The sequence below is a fragment of the Bradyrhizobium sp. IC3195 genome, from assembly GCF_020193585.1.
GTDB lineage: Bacteria > Pseudomonadota > Alphaproteobacteria > Rhizobiales > Xanthobacteraceae > Bradyrhizobium > Bradyrhizobium yuanmingense.
Window position 1 is genome coordinate 1 of the sequence record NZ_JADYVG010000039.1, and the last position, 24,068, is coordinate 24,068.

Annotated in this window: 16 protein-coding genes and 3 pseudogenes; 2 read left to right on the forward strand and 17 right to left on the reverse strand. The window is 62.6% G+C overall.

The genetic code is table 11. The features are described from left to right. On the reverse strand, positions 1-473 hold a 473-nt coding region (locus I6F09_RS36025; RefSeq protein WP_346730146.1), incomplete at its 3' end, for a reverse transcriptase domain-containing protein. Positions 474-1,192: 719 nt separating this feature from the next. Here I6F09_RS36025 and I6F09_RS36030 point away from each other — a divergent pair. Continuing rightward, positions 1,193-2,094 (forward strand): annotated as a pseudogene (locus I6F09_RS36030) (IS5 family transposase); the annotation flags it as partial. Here I6F09_RS36030 and I6F09_RS36035 read toward each other — a convergent pair. From I6F09_RS36035 to I6F09_RS36100, 15 genes and pseudogenes are all read right to left on the reverse strand, one after another. Beyond that, entirely contained in the window at positions 2,091-2,438 is a 348-nt protein-coding gene (locus I6F09_RS36035) for a hypothetical protein (protein WP_346656697.1), read from the reverse strand. The pseudogene I6F09_RS36030 and the gene I6F09_RS36035 overlap by 4 nt on opposite strands. A gap of 826 nt (positions 2,439-3,264) precedes the next feature. Further along, positions 3,265-3,419: pseudogene (locus I6F09_RS36040) on the reverse strand (4-hydroxybenzoyl-CoA thioesterase); the annotation flags it as partial. A 456-nt stretch (positions 3,420-3,875) separates the two neighbouring features. After that, positions 3,876-4,763 (reverse strand): hypothetical protein, encoded by an 888-nt coding sequence (locus I6F09_RS36045; RefSeq protein ID WP_225131016.1) that lies wholly within the window; start codon positions 4,761-4,763, stop codon positions 3,876-3,878. Continuing rightward, the gene (locus I6F09_RS36050) at positions 4,760-6,307 is read right to left on the reverse strand and encodes a hypothetical protein (RefSeq protein ID WP_225131018.1); all 1,548 of its coding nucleotides are present in this window, start codon (positions 6,305-6,307) and stop codon (positions 4,760-4,762) included. The genes I6F09_RS36045 and I6F09_RS36050 overlap by 4 nt, the downstream gene beginning before the upstream one ends. A gap of 187 nt (positions 6,308-6,494) precedes the next feature. Beyond that, complete coding sequence (locus tag I6F09_RS36055; RefSeq protein ID WP_225131119.1) at positions 6,495-7,493, reverse strand: polyprenyl synthetase family protein; 999 nt, start codon at positions 7,491-7,493, stop codon at positions 6,495-6,497. Between the two features lie 154 nt (positions 7,494-7,647). Then, a complete protein-coding gene (locus I6F09_RS36060) occupies positions 7,648-8,991 on the reverse strand; it encodes a cytochrome P450 (protein ID WP_225131020.1) in 1,344 nt (447 codons plus the stop codon). Continuing rightward, positions 8,991-9,836: an SDR family oxidoreductase gene (locus I6F09_RS36065; RefSeq protein WP_225131121.1), complete on the reverse strand. Its 846-nt coding sequence runs from the start codon at positions 9,834-9,836 to the stop codon at positions 8,991-8,993. Before I6F09_RS36065 ends, I6F09_RS36060 begins: the two co-directional genes overlap by 1 nt. Before the next feature lie 6 nt (positions 9,837-9,842). Then, a pseudogene (locus I6F09_RS36070) lies at positions 9,843-10,130 on the reverse strand (ferredoxin); the annotation flags it as partial. Position 10,131: 1 nt separating this feature from the next. Then, positions 10,132-11,415: a cytochrome P450 gene (locus I6F09_RS36075; protein ID WP_225145647.1), complete on the reverse strand. Its 1,284-nt coding sequence runs from the start codon at positions 11,413-11,415 to the stop codon at positions 10,132-10,134. A 95-nt stretch (positions 11,416-11,510) separates the two neighbouring features. After that, the gene (locus I6F09_RS36080) at positions 11,511-12,713 is read right to left on the reverse strand and encodes a cytochrome P450 (RefSeq protein ID WP_225131025.1); all 1,203 of its coding nucleotides are present in this window, start codon (positions 12,711-12,713) and stop codon (positions 11,511-11,513) included. Positions 12,714-13,461: 748 nt separating this feature from the next. Continuing rightward, complete coding sequence (locus I6F09_RS36085; RefSeq protein ID WP_225131036.1) at positions 13,462-13,650, reverse strand: hypothetical protein; 189 nt, start codon at positions 13,648-13,650, stop codon at positions 13,462-13,464. Next, positions 13,647-14,120 carry a tyrosine-type recombinase/integrase gene (locus I6F09_RS37480; RefSeq protein ID WP_249782200.1) on the reverse strand — a complete coding sequence of 158 codons (474 nt, stop codon included), beginning with the start codon at positions 14,118-14,120 and terminating at the stop codon, positions 13,647-13,649. The genes I6F09_RS36085 and I6F09_RS37480 overlap by 4 nt, the downstream gene beginning before the upstream one ends. A 119-nt stretch (positions 14,121-14,239) precedes the next feature. Further along, a complete protein-coding gene (locus tag I6F09_RS37485) occupies positions 14,240-14,506 on the reverse strand; it encodes a site-specific integrase (protein ID WP_249782201.1) in 267 nt (88 codons plus the stop codon). Positions 14,507-15,205: 699 nt separating this feature from the next. Next, complete coding sequence (locus I6F09_RS36095) at positions 15,206-15,367, reverse strand: C48 family peptidase (protein WP_225131038.1); 162 nt, start codon at positions 15,365-15,367, stop codon at positions 15,206-15,208. 534 nt (positions 15,368-15,901) lie between these two features. Next, positions 15,902-16,264 (reverse strand): hypothetical protein, encoded by a 363-nt coding sequence (locus I6F09_RS36100; RefSeq protein WP_225190135.1) that lies wholly within the window; start codon positions 16,262-16,264, stop codon positions 15,902-15,904. A 235-nt stretch (positions 16,265-16,499) separates the two neighbouring features. Between I6F09_RS36100 and I6F09_RS36105 the strand changes: the two genes are divergently transcribed. Then, on the forward strand, positions 16,500-20,981 hold the full coding sequence (locus I6F09_RS36105) for a Ulp1 family isopeptidase (protein ID WP_225190136.1): 4,482 nt from the start codon (positions 16,500-16,502) through the stop codon (positions 20,979-20,981). A gap of 2,510 nt (positions 20,982-23,491) precedes the next feature. On the opposite strand, the gene I6F09_RS36110 is transcribed toward I6F09_RS36105, so the two are convergent. Further along, the gene (locus I6F09_RS36110) at positions 23,492-23,674 is read right to left on the reverse strand and encodes a hypothetical protein (RefSeq protein WP_225190137.1); all 183 of its coding nucleotides are present in this window, start codon (positions 23,672-23,674) and stop codon (positions 23,492-23,494) included. Positions 23,675-24,068: the final 394 nt, after the last annotated feature.

A 24,068-nucleotide genomic window follows, 5' to 3' on the forward strand; every position in this document is an offset into this window, starting at 1 on the left:
CGAATGCATAGTGCAGAACCAAATTTGCGAGCAGCGGTGAAACCACCGAACCCTGAGGGGTTCCGCGTGTTCTCTCCACAGGGATTCCGTCTTCTTTCTCCACGGGAGCTTGCAGCCACCGCTTTACCGTAGAGACGAATCCAACTCAGTTCCGTGTGGTGGGCGACGGCCTTTTCGATCAGGTGCCAAGGAATCGAGTCGAAGAACGACTTGATATCAAGGTCGATAACCCAGTCGAATTTCCAGCAACGCTTTCGCGCTGTCCCCACTGCGTCAAGCGCCGAACGGCCGGGCCCATAGCCGTAGGAGTCCGGATGGAATATTCGTTCCATCGTCGGCTCCATAACCATCTTTGCAACCGTCTGAGCCACGCGGTCAGCTATAGAGGGTATTCCTAACGGACGCTTCCCTCCATTAGCCTTGGGAATTTCCACGAGACGGACGGGAGGCGGAAAGTATGTCCCCGACGACATTCATTCCAGATCTTGTAGAGGTTTCTCTTCAAGTCCTTTTCGAATTCCTCGATGGAGACCCCGTCCACACCCGCTGACCCGCGGTTCGCTTTCACCTGTTTCCAAGCTTCCCAAACGAGATGTTTGGGGATCTGATACGACTTTGCCTCAGTCATCGGCTCCTCCCGTTTCCGGTTGGCTTGTGACTTTGGCTGGAAGATCGGGTCCCTTCGCTCCGCCCGTATTACCGGGCCTCATCACTATTACGAACCCGTCCGCCCCTGCGTCGCGCATTGGTACTCTGCCCTCGGCGGGTCCGCCGCCTTTGGGGTCTCCCTTGGCATCGCGACGCAGGTTCCCATGTTCCGCGCAAGAGCCTGCCATCGGGATCGCGCCGCCTCTACACCGGTTGCCGCCCGGCCAATACACAGGCTCTCGTCGCGCTTGATCCCAGGAGGTGGTATCGCCCCTGGTTTCGACAACATCTGAACTGTACTTTCGATGCATCATCGGCGGTTTACTTGCGTTCGTCTTCCCGTGGCTCACCTGACAGGCTGATTGCCCGCCTTTTCCAGCAACGCTCACCACCTCAGCCATTGAGCTAAAGCAGCTTGTGGCGGTTTGGACTCTGATCCTGCAATCCGAGTCCGAGGGGCCTGCCCTCATCTCTTGCGCAGCAAGGCTGCTCGGAAGATGGTCTACATACTCAACCTCCTTCTTCGCGCCGTCATGGCGCACATACCACCGTGCAGCCGAAGGCCATCACCTTCCCGACCGATGCCAAGCTGCTGCACGCGGCAATCAAGGGGCTCAACCGCCTGGCGAGGAAGCACGGGGTCAAGCTGCGGCAGTCCTATCTTCGCATTGCCAAGACCGCGGCGATGATTGCGGGACGCTACGGCCATGCCAAGCAATTCAAGCGGCATCAGCGGCAGTTGCGCATCCTGCGCAGCCGACTGGGCCGGATCATCCGCGATATCCGCCGCAAGATCGAAGGTCAGGCTGTGCTTGAGAACACGTTCGCCCTCCCGCTCAGCCAGGCCTCGCAGATCCGCTCGCAGCAGCAGCGCCAGCGCGGCTTCAAGCTTTATTCCTTCCACGCCCCGGAGGTGGAGTGCATCGGCAAGGGCAAAGCAGCCGCGCCTTACGAGTTCGGCGTCAAAGCCTCCATCGTCACCAACAACGGCCGTTCTCCCGGGGGCCTGTTCGTGCTGCAGGCCAGGGCGCTACCCGATAACCCGTACGACGGTCACACCTTGCGGGACGTCATCGACCGCACCGAGACACTCACCGGCTGCGCGATCGAGCGGGCCTATGTCGACAAGGGATACCGCGGCCACGACGCACAAAATCCCCGACGGACCTTCATCTCCGGCCAGAAGCGCGGCGTCTTCGGTGTCATCAAGCGCGAGCTGCGCCGCCGCTCCGCCATCGAACCCATCACCGGACACCTGAAGGCCGATGGTCACCTCGGCCGCTGCTACCTCAAAGGCCGCGCCGGCAATGCGGCTAACGTCATCCTCTCAGCCGTGGGCCACAACTTCCGCCGCATCCTCGCCTGGCTCAGAGAACTCTTGTGCCTCATCCGCTCCAGCTATGGCGCACGTTCGGCCGTCCCGCCGCGCTCAATTCGCCTTCTTAACGGACGACCAGATAGGGATGGTTGTTTGCAATCGCATTCGAAGCCGCCCCGGTGAGGGCTGTCGCGCAATCTGGACGCAACGCATCCAGCGGAATGTCCCAACGGGCCTCGCCCAGCCAGTTCTGAGCATAGCGACCGGTGCGCGAAACGGCAAACGCGCCATTGTTACACCTGAGCAGCACAAGATGATCGGCAAGCCGCCCGAGGCTCCCCAGTAGCACATTTTCGTAGCGGGGAAGCGTTTCGCCGGGCTTGAGCGCAACCTGCCACTTGCGCCGCAGGACCGGCATGTCATTGATCAGCCTCGTATCTGATTCCGCGGATTGCTCGTTGGCAGCACGCATCACACGCCCCACTCACCTAAGCTTCCTGCCCGGGCGGCATCAAATCCAGCTTGGCTTAATTCGCTCTTAAAAAGACGAGACGGTCGCGTTCGGCCCCTGCTGATCGATGCCGTTGCCTGAAACATCTGGCGCGACCGTCTTCAAGACTCATAACGCAGAAAATCCGCGGCGGTAGTGCATAATTCAACGAAAAGCGTTTGCCAGCGCCACTGGAACGACGAGAATCTTCGAACGAATGATTTGAGCCTCACGTATTCTACGAAGTAGCGCTCGTCAGTTGCGCGCGAAATTTTTTGTCGGATGTCCGATTTGTACGACTACCATTTGCCGACGGCGCAGGCGCCAGCAAATCCTCAATGTTAATTGTGCTTGAAGGACCGTCCCAGAGAGATGCGTGATAACTAAGCGCATGTTAAAGAAATGTGACGACTGCCGGCGCGAGGAGGCCACGCATGAAAAAGAGTGATTTGACTCTCGGAATGCGGTGCTGGTTTTCGCCGTCTTGAGCTTACGTCTGAACGTGGCATCCAAGGAAACTACCACTGCCCTGCTTGCGGCACACTGATCGAGGAGCTCGGAGCGGCCCACCTCGTGCTTTATCGCTTGACCGTACAGCCTTCCATTAAAGCAATCCGCAATCAATAATTCGTCGCGGCGGCCCAGGAGCTTTAGTGGGTTCGCTCAATTTTGGTATCTGACAGCGAGATCAGCGCGCCCCTTCCTTGAAGCCACAAACAGCATCCTTGCCGACCTTCAATGGTGGCGCCGTGACCGACTTGCTTGCGGGCTCTCCTGCAAATTGCATCGCCTCCCCCGTTAACGGATTGCCGAGCAGGCGCAAGTAGTTCGTCTGCCACGTTCCATGAAAGGCAAAAAATTCGCATGATAAACAATCTGGCCGGCGTCGGTATCTTCAAAGTAGACACGGACCTGCATGTAGTGCCGTCCGTCTCGAACTTCGCCGTCAAGAGAGACTGTCAGCGCGGTTCCTCTTATTGCGCGTACAGGGACCCTTGTCTCACACAGAGGCAGTTTTCTGAGCAAGCGCCAAAAGCTTGAGCTTGGCTCCAGCTGCCGGAAGCTGATTCACCGGCCTGAATGCGGCAGGCGTTGCGCTGCCGACATCGACTTCGGGCGAATATATCGAAGATCTATCGTCAACGCGTATTGCGGGCATCCAACCACAGCGCGCACAAGAACGTAAACGGAGTTCTGCTGCTGCCGAAGCTGCATCTCTGGGATTTCGCGATGAGCGATGGCATCCCCTTTGATCGGCAATCCATAGACCAACTATCCGCTTCGGAAGGACTCTCTACCACTGCGTATTGCACGGTGGACAACGAGGGCATCCGTCGCATCGGGCGACGTTGTTACGTCGGATTCGGCCGAAGGCAGCGCGCGCACGCCGCCGCCTTCGCGCGTTCAGGCCGGCGCACGTTAGCCTCCTCCCGCAGCGTCGCTGCCGTAGCGGCTGGTCGAGGTCCGGTAGTACTGAGCGCGGATGGCGGCCATGGCCTCGATCAACGGTCCCCAGGGCGCGGGAAAGCGTTCTTTCGCTATCACCCGATCCAGCATGCGCGTATGGCCGGCCAGCTCGTCGTTGAGGAACTCCACCACAGGCATAGCCGGATAGCGCTGCAGCAGCAGGATCGCCGCGTTGTCGGCCTCGTCGGCCGACCTGTCCATGTCGCGTCCATGCAGATCGTTCTGCAGGCGCCCTATCGCGGAGATGAGCCGCAGGACCTGGCGAAACGCCGGACGCGCGCGCAAGGTCGCCATGTCCAGTCCCCACAGCAACGACAGGCAACAGAACACGTTCGCGTAGGCGATCGAATCGATGCCGTTGTGCAGGTACTCGGCGTAGGACCAGCGTTCCGCCCCCACCGCCTGCGCGTGTCCGGCGCGCAGCGCCGCGCAGTAGCACCGGGTATCGTCGAGAAGCTGAGCATAGTCGCGACGATCGTAGGCGAGCGCGGCCAGCGAAGCGCGCAGCACAGCGCAGCCCTCGAATCCGGGGAGCGCGCACGGCACGCCCTGCCCCAGTGCCTGCTCCACCGCGGCGAGCTGCTCCGGCGCGATCAGGCCAAGGTCGTTGCAATCGTCGAGCCAGAACAGCATCGCCAGTTCGCGATAGAACGCCACGGTCAGCGTTTCATCCTGCGGATCGCGGCCGGTGCGGGCGCTGATATCGTGCAGGCTCGGAAGGATGCGCTGCAGGATGTACTGGCCGCCCCTGACCGCTTCCACGCCGTGCTCGTCGGCGAACCCGGTCAGGGAACGCCCCCACTCCAGCACCTCCTGCAGCGCGCGTTCGGTCTGAATCATGGCGCCGCTCCTGTTCCCTCGGCCAGGACGCGCCGCTCCCAACCAAGTGCCAGCCACAACCCGGCGAGTTCGGCCACGCGCACGACCCGGGTGGGGCAATACAGTTCCTTGCCGATCCACAGCGGAGTCTGCGGCAATGCATGCGCCGCATGGCGGGCGAGCATCCACTCCAGCGCACGCGCCACCGCCTGCGCAATGCGCCGCCGCCCTGTCGGCTCTTCGCTCCCGTCCATCACGTGCAACGCGAACAGCGCATAGGCAGTTTCCTCGAATGTGGACGCGCGACCGGCGCCCCAGCCGCCGTCGTCGCGCTGCGCCTGCAGCAGCGCCGCCAGCGCGCGCTCGTCGCGCCACTGGGGCTTGCCTTGCGCCAGCGCTGCGACCGCATGCGCGGTGGGATACAGCCACGAAACGTGCCATTTTTCGTTGTCCCAGAGACCGTGCGGGTTGCGATTGGCCTCGACGTAGGCGCTGGTGCCGGCGGCGGGCTTTCCCAACAGTCGCAACGCATGCAGGGCATGGATGTTGGTCGACACCGAGGCATTGCGCTCGCCGGGGAAGGTGACGAACAGCTCGCCGATTTCGAAATGGCGCAACGCATCGGCCGCCCGGTCGCGGCCTGCAAGGCGCAGGACGCACAACGCAACGGCGGTGTCGTCCGCATCTGCCGCGAAGTGCACGGCCGGGCCCAGACCGCGCACGCCCAGGCGGGCGTCGAGCTGCGCGATGATCACGCGCACCGCCCCGGCGAGCGCGGGATGCGCGAACAGACCGGCCAGATGCAAGGTGTATAGCGACCAGCATGGCTCGAACACATTGATCGGCCAGACGTTGGGAACGACACCTTCGATGCCGCTGCGCGTTGCTCGCGATGCCGCCTGCAGATACGCGTCGGCGCGCCCGACCTGCGGCGTGCTCCCCTGTGTCACGGCGTGCGCACGCCACGCGGCAGTGGCCGCGGGACTGATGCCGATGCTGCCGTCATCATCCGGCCATGCGGTGGTCGGCGACGTCCCCCAGGCTTCCCAGGAGTGCAGCAACGGATGGCCGCTCGGCAACGTCGCCACGGCCCCCCGCTTGACCCGCGCTTGCCGCAACGGCAACAGCGCCGGGTGGCGCGGAAACGCCACGCCGCCCGGCAAGGATGCGGCCTCGTCGCAAAACCGCGGTAGGATCAGCTCCGCGCCGATCGGCGCGTCGTCCGGCACCGCACGCGCATAGGGATCGGGCTGGCGCTGGAGGAACCGCGTTGCAGCCTGGACAGCGTCGGCAGCGCCGGGAAGAGAATCGACACGCTGCAATGCCAGCAACGCCGCCCATGTCGGCGCATGACGGAACAGCGGGAAGTCTGCGCTTCCCCATCCGCCATCGGCCTGTTGCTGTGCGATGAGCCACGCGTATGCGTCCTGCCGACCGATGACGTTGCCATGGAACTGCAGAGTTCGCGCCGTGTCGTAGACGGATGGACCGACGCTGCCGCCATCGCGCATCTCGCTCAGCAGGTGGCGCAATTCGGAAAGGATCTGTTCAGCCAGCGCGTTCACGCGGGATGTTCCTTCTGCAGACGGTTGACGGGAACCAGGATCGGGCAGACGCCGCGCACGTCGCCGCAGGCCCGTCGCGGCCATGCTGGGCAACCGCTGCGCTCAGCGCCACGGATTCGGACAACATGCACCGCTGCCGCAGGCCGATCGCAGCGGCCCAGGGGCGACTCCATGTGGACCGGCGCGCTCATGCGCATGGCGCGTGCTTGAACAGATAGGCGTCGGCCCGCTGCAGGATCTGCGCCAACCGTTCCGCACGCGGCCCCAACGGGGCGACGGCCTCCCCGGCGTCGCGCAACAGATCCATCACGAACTGCCGCGCTGCCTGCAGCCCCATGATCGACGCGCAGGTCGGCTTCCGCGCCGCCGCGTCCTTGCCGGGGGTCTTGCCCAGCGTCGCGGTATCTACTGTCGCGTCGAGAATGTCGTCGATCACCTGCAACGCCAGGCCGAAATGGGCGCTGTAGCGATCGAGCGCACAGTACATCGCAGCGTGCGCGGCATCCTCCGCAATGGCGCATAGCGCGCCCATGCGAACGGATGCGCGCACTAGCGCTCCGCACTTCATCCGGTGCATCACCAGGATCCTGTCCAGCTCGACGTGCTTTCCAACCAGCGACAGATCCATGGCCTGCCCGCCCGCGGCCCCCTCGGCGGACACCGCCTGCGCCAGTTCGCGCACGAGCGCAATACGGTTGTCGCCCGGCGCATCCAGGCTCGCCAGGGTCAGGAAGGCGTGCGCCTGCAGCGCATCGCCCACCAAGATCGCGGTGGCTTCGCCGAACTTGACGTGCACGGTCGGAAGGCCGCGGCGAAGCACGTCGTCGTCCATCGCAGGCAGATCGTCGTGGACCAACGTACAGGCGTGCATCATCTCGATGGCGGCGCCGACTTCGTCGAGCATGTGCGCCGGCGTGTCGGCCAGTGCGCCGGCAGCCAAACAGAGCAAGGCGCGGGTGCGCTTGCCGCCATGCAAGGTGGCGTAGCGCATCGCCGCCATCAGCTCGGTCTCACCGTCGTCTTCGGCGCAGAGAAGACGCGCCAGCGCCTGTTCGACCCGCTTTGCGCCGTCCTGCATCCAAATCTCGGGCAGCAGCCTGCCGGATGCGCCGCGCGCCTGCGCGCCCGATCCGCCGTTCGCGGAAACGCCAGCTCGGTCGTCGTGTGGCGTGGAACCGGTCTGCATGTTGTTCATGTCCTTGTACCTGCCAGGAGACGGCCACGGCGAGCCGCGAGCCGCCGCGGTGTTGCCGGCCTCGCACCGAGCGCGCGCGCCGAGTGGAGCAATGCCGCGTGTCGCCGGCGCCGCTGCCTCACCACACGGGGCATGCGATGCCAGCTCATGAGAATCCGATGCGGATAGTCATGGACGGATGCGCGGTCGGGTAATAGCGCCGGCCTTTTTCGACGCCGCTCAGCAACCGCGGCCGCACCCCGGCCTCGTGCATGGTCAGCGCCAAGGCGATACAGAACTGCACCAGTTCCAGCCATGCCAGGTGGTAGCCCATGCAGACGTGTGGGCCGGTACCGAACTGCAGCATGTCCACCGGCCGGATCGGCTCGGTGCGTTGCAGCCACCGCGCCAGCCGAAACTGATCAGGCGCCTCGTGCAGCAGCGCCGAGGTCGAGAAATGCAGCAGCGGGATGCACAGATCGGTGCCCGCGGGAATGCGCCGTTGGCCGAGTCGCAATTCACGCAATGCGCGACGCACCAGGAGCGGCGTCGCCGGATGCACGCGCAGCGTCTCGCGGAACAGCGCCTCGGCGACCGGACACTGCGCCAGGTCCGCGTGCCGGGTCGGCACCGCGCCTACGCGTTGCGCCTCCTCGACCAGCGCGTCCCACAGCCCAGGCTGCCGCGCCAGCTCGATCACCATCCAGGCCATCGTCGAGGCGGTGGTGTCGTGACCACCAAGCAGCAGCAAGCGGATATTGGCGATCAGGACGTCATCGGAAAGCGCATCGTCGCTGCGATCGAAGGCGCTCACCATGTCGTTGATCAACCCGGTGCGCGCGGCATGTTCGCGCGCGGCGCGGACGAACTCGCGCAACCGCGCATCGATCCAGTCGCGGGCGGCGCGGCCGCGCCGCAAGGGCAGTCCGGGCAGGTCGACCGGGGGCGCGACGACCAACTGCAGCAGTTGCCGGTACTTGCGATGCCATCCCGGCAGGTCCTGCGCGGGGATTCCCATGAGACTGAAGATGAGCTTGAGCATCAGATCGCCGGTTTCGCGCAGGATGGTGACGTCGCCCCGGTCGCGCCATCTCTGCACGCGCGCCCGGATGACGGGCGCGAACAGCTCGCCGATGCCGGCCTGGGTCAGCCCCTTGGGCAGAAGCGCCGCCTGGATCGCATCGCGCGCCTGCCGGTGCGCGATGCCATCCTGGGCGACCAACGTTCCGCCAAACAATTCGGGCGCGATGTCTTCGATGAGCGCCGAGGACACGTCCTTGTGCCGGAGCACTGCGAGAGCATCCGGATCCAGACTGGTCATCAGGTGTCCGGCAGGGCCGAAATCTAGCCAGAAGTGGCTGCCCAGCGTCCGTTCCGCGCGCCGCAGCAGGCGCGGCAGGTCGCAGACGACGGCGGGAAGATGCCCGACCAAGGGAAAAGCGCCGGGCACGACCGGGATGTCGTGCCGCAGCCGATGCCGACGGTTCAGCGGGTTGAGCAGCATGTCCATCAGCAGCGCGGCGCCGCGTCCGCTTCGGCGGTCTCGCCGGCAGGCCGCGCGGCGCGGCTGTTGCCACCGTCGGCGTATGTCGGCACATGCGCCAGCATGCCGCCGTCGATGCACACGACCTGGCCGGTGATGAACGCAGCATCGTCGGAGAGCAGGAACGCCACCAGCGCGGCCACGTCCTCGGGGCGGCCCACGCGCGGCAGGAGCTGGTGCCGGCGCAGATCGGTTTGCATGTACGCGTCCAGCTTGGCGAGGAGACGCTCGGTCATGATGAGACCGGGTGCAACCGCATTGCAGCGGATCTGCGCATGACCGTACTGGGTGGCGAGCGAGGCCGACAGCATGTTCATCGCCGCCTTCGACGCGGCGTAGGATGTCAGCGCGGTGTCACCGCTGAGCCCCTGGCACGACGACATGTTGACGATCGCGCCACCTCCGCGGGCGATCATCCGTGGGATGGCCTGCCGGCAGCAGAGCAGCGTGCCACGCAGATTGGTCGCCATGGTCTGATCCCAGACCGCTAGGTCCAGCTCAAGGATCGCGCGGTCGCGCGGGGTCAGATGCATCGCGCTCGCGTTGTTCACCAGCAGGTCGACCCCACCGAAGTGCCGCTCCGCCGTCTCGAACAGCGCTGCCACCGCCTGCGCATCGGCGATGTCGATCGCCAGGGCGAGCGCGTGGCCCGCTTCGGCCGCGATCTGCGCGGTGCAGGCGATAGCCGCCGATCCATCAATGTCGGCCACCACCACTCTGCCGCCCTCGCGCGCGATGGCGAGGGCGCATGCCTTGCCGATGCCGGCTCCGGCGCCGGTCACCACGGCCACTTTGCTTTCAAACCGTCCCATGTATCGCCCTAGATTGTGTTGGTCTTTCGCGGCATGCCGCTCGGCCTCCGCTGGAGAAGGCGCAGGGTGCGCGCTGGCGCGCTCGCCATCGCCAGCGTCGCTTTCGATGACCCGAATGGCGGCGACCGGGCACTGGCTCGCCGCGAGCCTCACGGCGGCGTGCAGCGCCTGCGGGACCTTCGCCACGCACACTTCGGCCACGCCGTCCGGTTCGCGCTGGCGAAAGGTGCCCGGCAGCGTCAGCACGCACTGCCCGCTGGTTCCGCACAGATCCTGGTCGACCATGACGCGCATCTCAGCTCCCCTGCGCATGCAGCCGCACCGGCAGTGCGCGGAACGTCCGAAGGAACGCCGAGGGCTCCCGGGTCGGCTGCTCGGCCAATGCCAGCGTGGGGAAGCGGGCCTGGATCCGGGGCAGGCTCTCGGCCAACTGCACCCGGGTCAGTTGCGCACCGAGGCAGAAGTGAATGCCGTGGCCGAAGCTCAGCATGATCTTCCCGTCGGTCGACATGCCTGGACTGGTGCCGTAGAACCGCGCGGGATCGAAGCGATCGGGATCGGCGAAGGCGTCCGGGTCGCGATTGCCGGACGCGATCAGCACGCGCACGTCCGCGTTCTTCGGGATCACCACGCCGTCCAGTTCGATGTCGCGCTGGGCGATACGCGGAATGGAGCTGAACATCGCGGGCGCGTCGCAGCGCAGGACTTCTTCGACGAATGCCCTCACCCCCGCGGCGTCCTTCTGCAGCCAGTGCCGCTGTTCGGGATACGCCAGCATCGCCAGGACGGCATGGTCGATGCTCGCAGCAGTGGTGGTGAAGCCGCCCAGCAGCATGCCCCACAGCATGCTGATCAACTCCGCATCCGACAGCGTGTCGGCATCGTGGTCATGTGCGCCGACCAGCATCGACACGATGTCGTGGCGGGGATTGGTGCGCTTGGACTGTATGAGGTCGCCGAAGTAGGCCTGCACTCTGGCGCTGGCCGCGTCCGCCGCGGCGAGCTGGGGATCGCTGGCGTGCGGGCTCAGGCCTTCCAGGATGCCGCCGATGCCGGCGGCGAGCCCGAAAATGTCGTCCTGGGGCATGCCAAACAGTTCGGCGAAGACCAGCATGGGCAAGGTCAGCGCGAATTCCCGATGAAGGTCCACCGCCTCCCCGCGCTCCAGCGCGGGCGCCATGCCGTCCAGCCGCGCTGCGACGATGCGCGCGATGCTCGGCCGCAGGTTGTCGATCTGGCGCATGGTGAAATCGCGCGAGATCAGCCGGCGCAGACGCGTATGCGTCGGTGGGTCCTTCATCGCAAGCGTGGACGCCAGCAGATTGAGCGACAGGCTTCTCGCCGCACGCGGGAAATAGCGCGCCAGTTCGCCGGGCGCCGGTCCTCGAAAAGCATCGCCCGTGGCCTTGAGAGCCCAGCAGATGTCGGCGTGGCGGCTCAACAGAAAGAGGCCCGACGCCGCGCGATGCACCGGATCGTGCTCGCGCAACCACCGCATGAATGGATACGGGTCGTGAATCCACGCCGGCGACGCCAGTTCGGCGAAGGCGTCCCGGCATGTTGTTTCTTGCACGTCCATCCTGGTTACCTATTGGCTGGCTGATCTGACCGGTACGTGGCAGGCACGCCGGCAAATCGCGGAGACGATCGCGATCCCCCAGCGGCGTCCGCACATCACCAGAGCACCGGGAACTCCTCGAACCCGCCGGTGATGATCTCCTTGCGCAACTTCAGTTCTTCGGGGGCTAAGGCCAAGCGCAGCTCGGGAAAGCGCTGGAAGATCGAACCGAACACCGCCTTGAGTTCTAGCCTGGCCAGCGCGCCGCCGATGCAGGAGTGCGGCCCGGAAGAGAACGCCAGGTGCGGCTCTCCGTCGCGCCCGATGTCGAAGATTTCCGGGTCGACGAAATGGCGCGTATCGAACGACGTCGCCGGCAGGCCGACCAGCACCTTGCTTTCCGGGGGAATATGAACGCCCGCGATGGTCACGTCGGTCCTCGGATAGCGCATGATGCCGTCCCAGCCCGCGCCCGGCGGGTACATACGCAGGATTTCCTCCACCGCCTTGTCCACCAGGGATGGATCGCCGACCAGGCGTTCGCGCTGTTGCGGATGGCGGAACATGGCCAGCAGGCCGAATTCGATCTGCGCGACGGTGCTCTCGTGGCCCGCCACCAGCATACCCGCCGCCAAGCCGATCGCCTCTTCCTCCGTCGCCTTGCCCTGGTCAACCGCCGCGAGCAGATCCGTTAGCAGGTTGTCGCCCGGATCCTGGCGCTTGTCCCGCATCTTGCCGCGAATGTAGGCGCGCAGTTCTTCCCAAGCCAGGCGCGACGCGCTGCGCGGGCCGCTTTCATGCTGGTGCGTCATCACCTCGTCGGACAGCCCGGCGAAAAAGGCGTGATCCTCGTAGAGCACGCCCATCAGCGCGCTGATGACCATGGCCGGAAGGGGAAACGAGAGGTGGCGCCGCAGGTCGGCGGGCTGGGGCTGGGCCCCCAACGTCTCGAACAACTGCGCGGCGATCGCCTCGACCTGCTGGGCGAGCAGCTTCACCCTGTGGTTGCAGAAGGCCGGCGCCACGATCTTGCGTAACCGGGCATGTTCGGCTCCCTCGTGCGAGACCAGCCAGCCCCGCGAACCGAGAATCACCGAATCCGGAGTGAATGCCGCCGGCGGCATTCCCGCGGGCCGGAACGCCGCGTCAGACAGCACCGCCTTGGCCTCGTCGTAGCCTGTCACCCACCAGCCTTCGTGCCCGGACGGGAAGCGCACGCGGTGGATCGGACCGTTGGCGCGTAGCATCAACATCTCGGGCGAGGGCTCGATGTGATCGACGCGCCACATCGGCAGCCTCGGCAAGGGTTGTTCGGACATGGTGGCACTTCACTCTCTAAGCGATGGAAGGGCGGAAGGTGACCGGCGAGCGCTGCGGGCAGCGAATGACGTAAGACGGCATGTAGACGACGGTCCTCCGCGGCGATGATCAGCGCGACATCCTCTAGTCGCACGAACAGCGCGGGGAAGGCGCATCGCTGTAGGCGCGCCAGCCCAGCGCCCAAGCAGAAATGCGGCCCTTGGCCAATCGACAGGTGCGCGTTATGCCGCCGTGCGGCTCGAACCCGTCGGCTGTCATAGATCGACTGACCGCAGGGATTGGTGAAGGAGGCTCGACCCACCCGCCACCGACCTGTCCGCCACTATAGCCTCCGGACCACGCCCACAGCGCCATGCGCAGTTCGCTCCTGGCTCAAGGTCTGCCGCTTTGGTTGCACCGCGACGAGCGCAACTGTTGTGGCTCCCAAAAGGAGAACTCTAGATCGCATCCAACACTTCCTGCATTTTCTTGGTCACAAGCGAGCGACAAGTCATTGCCACGCAAACCGTCGGAACGGACCAGACGCGAACAGCGAAGGCGCCGTTTCCGTCTCGAAGACCAATCGCGTTGCGATAGTGATGATGCCGTGAACGAGCAAATCGCGTGCCGGAGTGAATCGGAGGCTCAGCAGGCACTTCCTAGTGTCAGGCTTCTTGCATTGTCTCAATGCCGACAACCGGCGCAGCAAGTGCCCGACAAAAGGCCCGCTCTCGCGCCGCATGTGCGGCGCAGCCTTTACGGGATATTTCAAGCATCCGAATTGACTGCAGCGGGTGAGCGGCTTCCTGCGTTGTCGCCGATATCCTCAAGGCTCTTCTTGGTTACCTCAGCGTTACGCGACAAGTGGCGGACGACGATACTCTTATTGGCTATCTCGAACGCCTCGACCGCCTGTTTGAGAATGCGGCATTTGCCGAACCCGCCGATACCAATCAACAGAACTGCCGAAACGCTCGGATTAGGTGCACGATGCAGGTCTGCACCACGGGCTGCGGATTGGTTGCGACGTGCGTGTAGCGCTCCGTCGATAACAGTCGCGCATGCCCAAGAAGGACTTGGATGAGCCGGGTATCAGTACCGCGCTCGTAAAGGTGAGTAGCGAAGCTATGGCGCAGAACATGTGTCGTCACCTGCTTATCGAGACCGGCATGTTGCCGAGCTTTGCGGCAGGCCTCTTGCAACGTGCCGACACTCACCGGATCGTCCGGATTGCGCCCTGGAAACAGCCAATGGCGCGGTTTGGCCAGACACCAGTAGGATCGCAGGATGCTGAGCAGCCGCGGCGACAGCATCACGTAACGGTCCTTGCCGCCTTTGCCGGCGGTGATCAGGATCAGCATGCGCTTGCTGTCGATCGCGCTGGGCCTCAAGGCGGCTGACCTTGCCGGCTCGTAGCCCGGCAGCATAGGCCGTCACCAGCGCAACGCGGTCGCGCAGGGCCGGTACAACCTCCAGGAAACGGGCGACTTCCTCCGCACTCAGCACCAGCGGTTGCTTGACCGGCTCACAGGCCGAAATAATGTTCTCAATCGCCTCCGTGCGCCCGCGCATAGAAAAAGCGTAACGCGCACGTCACTTGGTTGATGTGGGTCCACGACCGCTTCAACCCGATCAGGTGCAGTTGGTACGCGCGCACCTGCTCAAGGCTGAGCTTGTCGGGCGATCGGCCGAAATGTCGGCTAAAGTTTGCAACCGCGTAGACATAGGATTGCTGCGTCGACGGTGACAAGTTGCGCAGCGTCATATCGTCGATCATGCGGCGGCGCAGCGGGCTCGAACTCATCGTGGCCATGAGGCACTCCTGTATTGAGAGGAACGGACTTGCGGTCCCATCCTTCAAACAGATGCCTCTTAGATAAATGGTCTCGCCACGGCCTCCCGCGGAGCGGGTTCGTTCAATGGTGGGCGACATCGAGCGGAATCAGCAGCCGAACAACTCACGCCGTCGCGCGAAGGCCGACCGGCGGATTCTCGTGGTGGTTTGTATGTGCTCGCGGCACGCACAGCATGGCCCGCGGAGGCTGGTATAAGTCTGTCAACCATTCAAGCTTCGGAAAGGAGGCGCCTGGCTGCAGGTTTTGCAGAACTTGGGCGCCGATCACCCCAGGCGCGGGAGCATCGCTGCATAGACGCAGCATGATTGGACAGGCGATTCAATCGAAATATGGATCCAAAATGCCGAGAGCCAAGCCGCCGGGTCAATTCGTGGAGCAATGTTGGCGCGACGTCTCCACGTGTTTAGCTCGCAGCTGGGCCTTTAGTCCCAGCTGCGGCTGTTTGGGAAAGATGATACCGGAGAGGTTGATGATGGCTGTGCGGCCGTCGGAAGCTGGCCGCGCAATCGCCGTCGGGCTCCTTCGCCGTCTGCGAAAATAGCCTTAGCTCCAGTCTCCGCTCCTGACTTGTGAGACACCATGATGCTCTGCGAACGCGCGATTGTGGACCTTCAATCGGCGAGAAGTTGCATTTCAACCAGCTGCGCGCGCTCTATTCAGTTGAAGCTGACCCCAGCCCTTAGCCGGTCCTGCAGTGCCCGCCGATTGATGCGGAGGTTGCTGAGGTTCAGCGGGTCTGGATGCCGTCCTTCCGCCAGCTCCCGGGTGCCGTCCACGACAAAGACGCCGCAATCATAGGTGTTGCTCTGCTCGCGCATGGAGCCCTGTTGCAGGTTGGCCTGCAGCCGTTCTGCGAGCTGCTCTGCGGGCAGGTTATTGGGTCCTGGCGCAGAGTCCTAGTGATAGGCAGCCGGTCTTGCCCGATCGCGGCGATCAACCAGCAGCAGCGACCAGTGACTGCCGCGCCACCCTCTATCCGCAGCGCTGGCATCGCTTAACCGGCAGGAACAGGAAGTCGGCTCTATCACCGCGACTCCACCCGAATGCGCGTTCCGCGTCCTCGTTGGAGCCTGACCGCAACATTTGGGCTATCAAAGGATCCACGAACCGCATCCGGGCGGCGAGATCGGGATTGCTCTCCTGCAACTCCCGCCTCAGGACCCCATAGTCCCGCTCAATATGCTCGTCACCCAGCCACTGCGTGGGGCCCAGGACGCGTCCGCTGCGGTCAACAGAGACTCCGGTCAAAGGGCCGATCTGAGCAGGCGGGACCGGGGACGGGCGAGGATGATGGATGAATTGTGCACCGCGTCCTCGCGGCCCTAATGCGATCGAGTAGGTCTCACCGTTGATCAAACCTGCCTTGGGCCGCTGAACTGGGTCGGCAGCAACCCGTGGTTATTCAGGATACGGATCTGGACATCCGCCACCGGCTGGGAGCCATGCTGCCAATCCTCGGGAACGAGATATCCGATATCCTCAAGCTCCTGAAGCACGCCTGATGGCCCGACGAAGAACGCGGCACTACCGGCCGGGCTGAGCACCGGCACTGAGTGAGCATCGTCACGCATCTGGTGCGGTGTGGCCGGCAGATCAATGAAAGAGTCGAGACCGCGGTAGATCTCTGACGACCGAGCTGGCGCGTCTGATTCTCCGGTGAACAGGTCTTTATTGATTTCCGGCCAAGGGGGCAGCCTGGGTGTCCGCTGCAACAAGTCGGCGGCTCCGCGTCAGGTTCTCGACAGCTATCGCTCATAGAGTCTCCAGAGGCGATCATAGCTGGCGATCGCTGCAAGAATACTGGAGCGCGCGGTCGGAGTGCTTGGACGCGGCGTTCTGGGGCGTTCACGATAGTTTTCTGCTGGGTTCGATGCTGCCGAGTCGGTTCCGTGGCAAATCACAAGCGACCTCAGGCTTCAAATTGGCGTATTATTCCGAAACTGAGAACGAATGAAGTTCGAATCCACCAACTGGGTGCGTCAACAATCGGGCACCGCGGGCCCGCAAGAGAGCTCATCGGCTCCGTCCACAGATGCGGCCGCCTTTGAGCAGCAGCTGGGCGAGATCGCTGTGCCGTCTGCTCCCGTGCTCATGCAGGTCCGCGCCCATCAAGCGGATGCATCGCGATCTGAGGCGCATGCCGGAGAGGATGAGGCGGTGCTGGGCGCCTCAGCGCTGCAGACCGCTCAGTCAAATTGGGTCTTGGTAGGTCGCAGCAAGGATCCGCTTTATGCTAAGGATGCGCCCCTTATTTCCGGCCTTAAGCAGGCGCTCCTCTTGGGTGGAGCCGTTGAGAGCACCGCCACGAGCTACGTCGGTTATCTGCTCAGCTTGAGCCGTTGGCTCTTTGCAAACGACAAGCCGGCCATTGCTGATCGGCTTCATGACGAGACGATGGACAAGGATGTCGAGGAGTTCATAATAAAAGGTGGGACGGCGAACGTCCCTTGGGCACTAGCTCATCTGCGGACCTCTCAATTGACGGGAGGAGCCGTACCGATCGCAGGCCGCCCTGACCTGACTCCTTATCCCAAGGACGGGACTCTCATCAAGGAATACAAAAAGCAAGCAGTGGCGGCCCGAACTTCAAGTACCGCCAAAACCTATGCATCTATTCTCACGGATTTCAGCCACTACCTTCGTGCAAACAACAAGCGTGGCATTGCTGCTCGGTTTCAGGACGAGACATGGAACGACGACGAACCGCTGAATGAAGAGATCAAGCGCTACAAGGACGCCGGGGGTAGCAAAAGTATCGGCGCGGCACTTGATCATCTCCGTAACGGAGCGAGAAAACTCAACGGTCCCCCTTTTCATCCCGAAGACGCACGCTTGATTTCCGGACTTCAAGAAGCACTCGTTGAGGCTGGGTACGAGGAGATCACCGCTAAGACGAATTATGTTGGTCCTCTTCGCAGATTTAGCCGGTGGCTCTTCGCAAAAAAAAAGCCGGGAGTGGCTGCTCGGCTTAACGACGAATCGCTGAGCAACGACGCTGCGATCTTCGATAAAAATCGCAGGCACCTCGTTCTTACCGCACTAGATCGTCTCCGCGCCTCTCAGTCGCCGGGCGGAGTCGCGTCAATCACTGGCCGGGCCGGGGGCATTGAGGCCGCGGCTAAGCAGGGCGGGTCGCAGCCCGCCTTCAGTTGGCCAGCGGCACTCGCTGAGGGGGATGATCAAGATTTATTCTTGGGGACGGTCGACGAAGCCGGTGCATCGTCGTGTCTTCAGCCACCGCGGCATGGCCTAGCATTGGATCCTACAGAGTCCCCTAATCCCGTGAACCGGCGCCACCAGGACGACGAGCTGACGGATGAACGTTACAGCAACATTCTCGTGCCAGGCGAGCAGATTCCCATCATGCCGGCGAGCGGCCACCCATCTACGCCGCCTCCGCACGGTCAAGGCGGTAGAACGATGCTGAATGCCTCGGCGCTACCGCCCGGCCATGCAAATTTTGTTTTCGCAGGTAGCAGCCTGGATCCTGTTTATTGCGAAGATGCGTCTCTTATTGAGGGGCTCAGGCCGGCACTCATCAAGGCTGGGGCCTCCGAGAGCACGGTCGGTCGCAATCTACGTGGTCTTCTCAGCTTGGGGCATTGGCTCGTAAAGAACGACAAGCCGGGCATTGCTTCCCGGCTTTACGACAAGTCGCTGGACAAGGATGCCCAGGAGTTCGCCGAGAAGGAGAAGCAGGCCATCGCTACCCCACTGGATCTTCTTAGAGCCTCCCAATCGCCGGGCGGCATCACGCCGTTTGCAAGCCGGGTTGAGCGGAATCCCTATCCCCAGGATGCGGATCTCATCAAAAGGTACAAGGAAGAAGCAGCCCCAAGTACCGCCAACACCGCCAGGACCTATGCAACTCTTCTTATCGATTTGAGTGATTACCTCCGTGAAAAGGATAAGCCCGGCATTGCTGCTCGACTTGGCCACGACTCGCTGGATGAAGATGTCAGCCAGTATAAGGAGGAGGACCCCCATGGCTGCAGAAAAGCCGGGGCCGCACTGGCTCATCTCCTGAGGTCGCCGGCGGGTGCTAGAGCGATCGAACTACGGCGTCATATTCGCCCGCTTCCTGATCTCGAAGACGCGGTTCGCGCCGAGACGAGGCGGACGACTGCGCAGCACAGCGGGTCGAACGGAGCTGGCAGCTGGCCGGAGACTCTGCCTGCGAACCAGCAGGATCTGCTTTTGGAGACGATGGACGGACGCAGCTCCTCGCCGCCTCCGCAGGTCGTCGCTGTTGAGCAGCAGCTGATGCAGACCCTATCCCATCAAGTGGTGGCGTCACCATCGCAGATGCAAGCCCCGATGCCGTCGCCGGACGAACCGATCGGCGAGCAGCTTCCGGTCGAAGACGCGGAGCTCTTGGCGAAGTTTCGTGGAGACGCGGAGCTGCGCAAGCTCACCAAAGGGGCCATCAACAACGGTGTTTACGGGCTTGGGGCATTTATTCGCTGGGTCAACGCGAGTCATAGGGGCCCGGTAGCTTCTCGGCTGCGCGACGGTTCATCGCTGGACGCGGAGATTGCGAAGTACAGGAGCTCGGGCGGTGACCCCAACAACCGCATTAGATCGGCTCTGAATCATCTCCGGCGGCTGCTGCGTGGGGGTGAAGAAGTGGAAGCACCCGAACCCCGCGTCCTCGGTGCCCCCCGTCGCCTAGTTCCTCATCCAGAAGATGCGCCCCTCATCGAGGGCGCGCTGAACCAAGCTCTGAAAGATCTTAAAACTCCGACTGCGAAGCTGAGGCAGTCTGCGCAACAGCGGGCGAGGCGTCTTCGTGCGCTTAGTGCGTGGCTTAGAGAGAAGCGCAAAGGGAGCATCATCGGGCGGCTAAACGGCTCGAGCAGGGAGCAGGTATCCCTCGACAATGACGTGGTAGCATTCCAACGGACTGGAGGCAGAGTACACGGTCCCGATTTGTCGCATCTTCGCAGCTACTTGAAACTCATTGAGGCGAACCGAGAACTGGGGCTGCCAGGCCCTGAGCAGCCGAACTCGCCGGCCGCGCAGGGCGATTGGCACTCGGGCTCGGCGCAGGATCTTCCCTCAACGCCGGCCAGCCCGAGCGCCGGAGCTTGGGTTTGGTTGGGTGAACAGGTGCAAGAACGAGCATCACCATCCTGGCCCGCGTCACATGCTAAGGGCAGGCTTGAGCCATCTTTTGGTCTGATTGCGCCGACGCCGTCCGAGTTGCGCAATGATGCTCACTTTGCGCCGGCGCATCCTACCAGGCTTCGCTCGGACACCTACGGCGGCCTAGAGTCTCTTGTTGATCTGAATGCGCCGACGCCGTCCGAATTGCGCGACGATGCTGACTTTGCGCCAGTGCATCCTGCCCAGGCTCGTTCAGACACCTACAGCGGCCTAGAGTCTTTTGTTGATCTGAATGCGCCGACGCCGTCCGAATTGCGCGACGATGCTCACTTTGCGCCAGCCAATCCGACCAGGGCTCGCTCAGGCGCCTACGCTGGTCTTGAGCCATTTGTTGATCTCAATGCGCTGACGCCGTCCGAATTGCGCGACGATGCTGATTTTGCGCCAGTGCATCCTGCCCGAGCTCGTTCAGACACCTACAGCGGCCGAGAGTCTTTTGTTGATCTGAATGCACAGACGCCATCCGAGTTGCGCGACGATGCTCATGTTGCGCCCGCGCATCTTGCCAGGGCTCGCTCAGACACCTACGGCGGTCGTGAGCCATTGATTGATCTGAATGCGCCGACGCCGCAGGAGCCGCGTGATGATGCTAGTTATGCGCCTGTCCCGCGCACATCCGCCGATGCTCAGATCGGGGCTTTGGATCCGACAGCCTCATCCCACGGCCGCAGCGGACTAGCGCTCGGCGCCAAGGAATGGTTGGGCGACGAGCACATCCACAGGGATTACGAGCTCCTGGCGCAGGAGTTGCAGCGGGACCGTCCGGAATTCGCCGCCCTGGCGCAGTTCGTGGATCCCCTGATAGCCCACTATCAATTGCGCTTCGGCGCCGAGCCCGACATGCTCCGTGCATTCCGGCGCATCGTCTACGATCCGAATGGTAATGATACCGCCGACTTCCTATTCCTGCCGGTGAACGATGCAATGGATCCTAATCGCCTCGGCACGCATTGGTCGCTGCTGCTCCTTGATCGCCGCACGCGAGGAGAGCCGATTGCCTATCACTACGACTCTGTCCGGGGACACAACCACGAGCCGGCAGCGCAGCTCGCACGACGGCTGCGCGCCCGCCTGGAGTCACCCAGCATGGCCCAGCAGCGGAACAGCTATGATTGCGGCGTCTTCGTGGTGGACGGCACGCGGGCGCTGGTTCGACGATTGGCCCAAGGAGAGCGGCCAGGGCACGAGTTGCTGCACCTTGACAACCTCGTCGCCAATCGGCGGTCCCTCCAGGACCGGCTTCGAGCTCATCCCGGCTTAGGCTAAGGGAGCGCGAAGCGGCCGCGAGACCGAGGACTTTCTCCGCAATGCCCACCTCGACATTCCAGCGACCGTCGAGGCGCTGCGCCAATACTGGATGCCGATCCGCTCCCGGCTACAACTGGCAAACGGATAGGTGGATTTCCGGCACCGAAGTCGATGCGAGCCATGCTGTCTCCGATGGCACCAACAGCTGTCTTGCCTTCTCGGGCGCTGTTGTTATCGCCACTTGCGAGGCAGGTCCAAACGGCTTTGTCACAGGGACTGCTCGAGTGGGTTACGCCGCTTCGGCCTAACAGGCCAAACGCTGGGCTACATCAGGGCGGGCAGCCTGGCAACATAACCGAGGCAAAATAACAACGAATTCGAGGGGCGCTTTGCGGCTTCCTGCAGCATACAACGCAGTTCGATTATAGTCGCTTCGGCTGGATCGTCGTCGGAGTCGCTTTGAGCAAGCGCTTACACCTGCTTGGTGTGTCAAATTCGAGTACGACTACATGGGCTTCGAGGGGGACGCGTCTGGCGACCCCGCCGACGGTGCAGTTCCCCGCCCCGCCGACATTGCCGCCAGGACAACCAGCTTGTCCAGCAACTGTCACATCGGAAAGATCAGATTGAATCACCATTTCGGCGGCGACGCGAGCGGGGCGGAATGGTTCGACGCATCGGTCTATCCGGGACGAGCGGCCGCCAAAACAATAAAGCCTGTTTTCGATACGGGCGACTGGTCGTTCGAAGGGGCTCGCGGGTCTGGCTCAGCAGAGGCACATTCCAGTGGGACTACACGAATCAGCCGCCGATATCCGGAGATAGCGGCATCCCCAATTCCACGCTCACCTATCATGGCTTGGACGGCATTTCCGGCGAGCTGTTCGCACGGCTTGATAGTCCTGGGGGATATTCCTGAAGGGCAACGTTGGCTCGGACGCTTCAACAAGGGAAGAATGAACGAGGATTCGAGCATCGGCAGTACGGCCTATGCAACACTCTGTGAGATCAGGCCAACGGAAGGTTCACGTACTACACCGCCGATGTCGGTTACGACTTTATGTGCGGTAGCACCTACAAGCTGGGCGCATTTATCAGTGGCACTTACTTCGGCCAAAAGTCGGATTCGATCGCATGCGTGCAGACAGCCTCGCCATACGGGGCATGCGCGGTTCCGGCCCAGCAAATCATCGGTACTCAAGGTGCCAATTGGGATGCGCTGCGCGTCGGGCTTAACGCCGAGACTATGCTGTTTGAGCGCCGTGAGCGCAGATGTTGCTTACCTGCCATGGACCGACTTCACCGGTCGTGATAACCATCTCCTCCGTCCTGAAACAACTTTCTACGATCAGTGCAGGGAAGGTGGGGGGCGTACAGATCGAAGGAACGCGGTCGTACCTCCTCGGCAGAAATTTCAGTATCGGCGTCGGCGCTCGGTACTGGGCAATGTGGACCAAGAACGACAGCGATGTCATATTCAACTGCAGCGGCTGCAGGGACCGAGGCACGTTCATCCAGATCCCTGCACTCGCAAAGTACAGCATGGAGCGATGGGGTACCTTCTTAGAGGCGTCCTACAAGTTTGAGTGAATTGGTCTGCAAGCGCATAAGTCTTATAGCTAACCTAATCGATGCACGATGAAAGCCTGCAACGCGCAGGCTGCGCGGCGCCGCTGCCTCCGGGCGAACCGCCCACGGAGGGCAGTTGCCGAGTTGCGAGCAGCCTTCATGCCTTCTCTTTGCGGAAAGATGAGTCCGGATGAATCGTCGGCAGCCAATTCGAAAGCAGAGATGGTTCTCGTACCTTTGTAGCTCCGCAATCATCTTTTTTTCGTGTTCGCTCGCATTGGCAGCCGATGTACGGCGGGCCAGTATGCCAATAACGGACTGCGCGACAGTAAAGAACAAAAAGCAACGCTTGCTGTGCGTCGATAAAGCCGGCCGCAGCCCTAAAGACAACTCGCTTTCTTAGGAGATTGGGGGACAGCTCATATTAGCCAACCCGGCCAGACCGCTCTCAAAATCCATGATCCAGATCACCTTGATGTCGCCCCTGGAACGTTCATTGATCGGCTTGTCGAGATCCGAAACGTGAGATGCCTCTACTCGACGGATGGCTACCGTTGCTGCAGTGCACATCGGCGCGGAATGGCTCCTGTTGTTTTCGTCCAGGCTGTCGAACCAGCGGCAGAACAGGAAAGGCTGAAAACCGGCTGCGCCCTGCTCGATAGTCTCCTGTCTGCCGCCTGCAAAAGGATATGGGGAGATCTCTCGCGCGATCTTGCAAAGAGCCTTGTCCCGAAGGTGCCGAAAATTGAAATATTAGCGGCGTCGCCACCGAAGCGATAGCTGAAAGTAGGAGAGGTTCCGCTTGGGGGAGCGGGTCAGTGCCAGCGCGGAATGAGCCGGAGACGATGATCCTGGGGCGCTATCCCCCCGCGCCGGGTTTGCAAGAAGCTCGACGCGCCGAGACTTACTAATCAACGGCGGTGTCTTAATCGAGGACGCCGGGCTCAAGCGTACCGGCACTAGATGGCCGCGACGGCGTCCCGTCGATCATGAGCTTCAGATAAAATCCTATAGTTCGGCAGTTGCAGGAGATCGGCTTCCTCGAACGTTCCCAGAAACTCGCGAGCAAGGTGTTGCGCATCTTCAGCACCAACTCTGAAGGAGATAATCGATCCGGCATTTCCGAGCACCGCATCGCGCACATCCGGTTCTAACCGATGACGATAGTGATGTGCGACAGTGCAGCCGACGCGATTTTGCGCAACTCCGAGAACATATTTGCCATCGCGAGAGTGGTGAAGTTTTGAAACTCATCAATGTAGACGTAGAAGTCTGGTCGCTAACGCGCCGGCTGCGGATTCCGATCGATGTCGCCCAGGATTCCGAGATGATCTCGCCCACCATTCCGATTTGAAGTCGCCCACCCGTTCCGAGATGATGTCGCCCACCATTCCGGGATGATGTCGCCCGGGTGACGAGACCTCTTCTGGCTCCCATAGGGTCAACCTTTCGGTTTTGCGAAGGGGGACCCTGGATGCCGACGGAGAGGCTTGCGATGCGCCGTGTGCGCGATGTGATCAGGATGAAGGCGGCTGG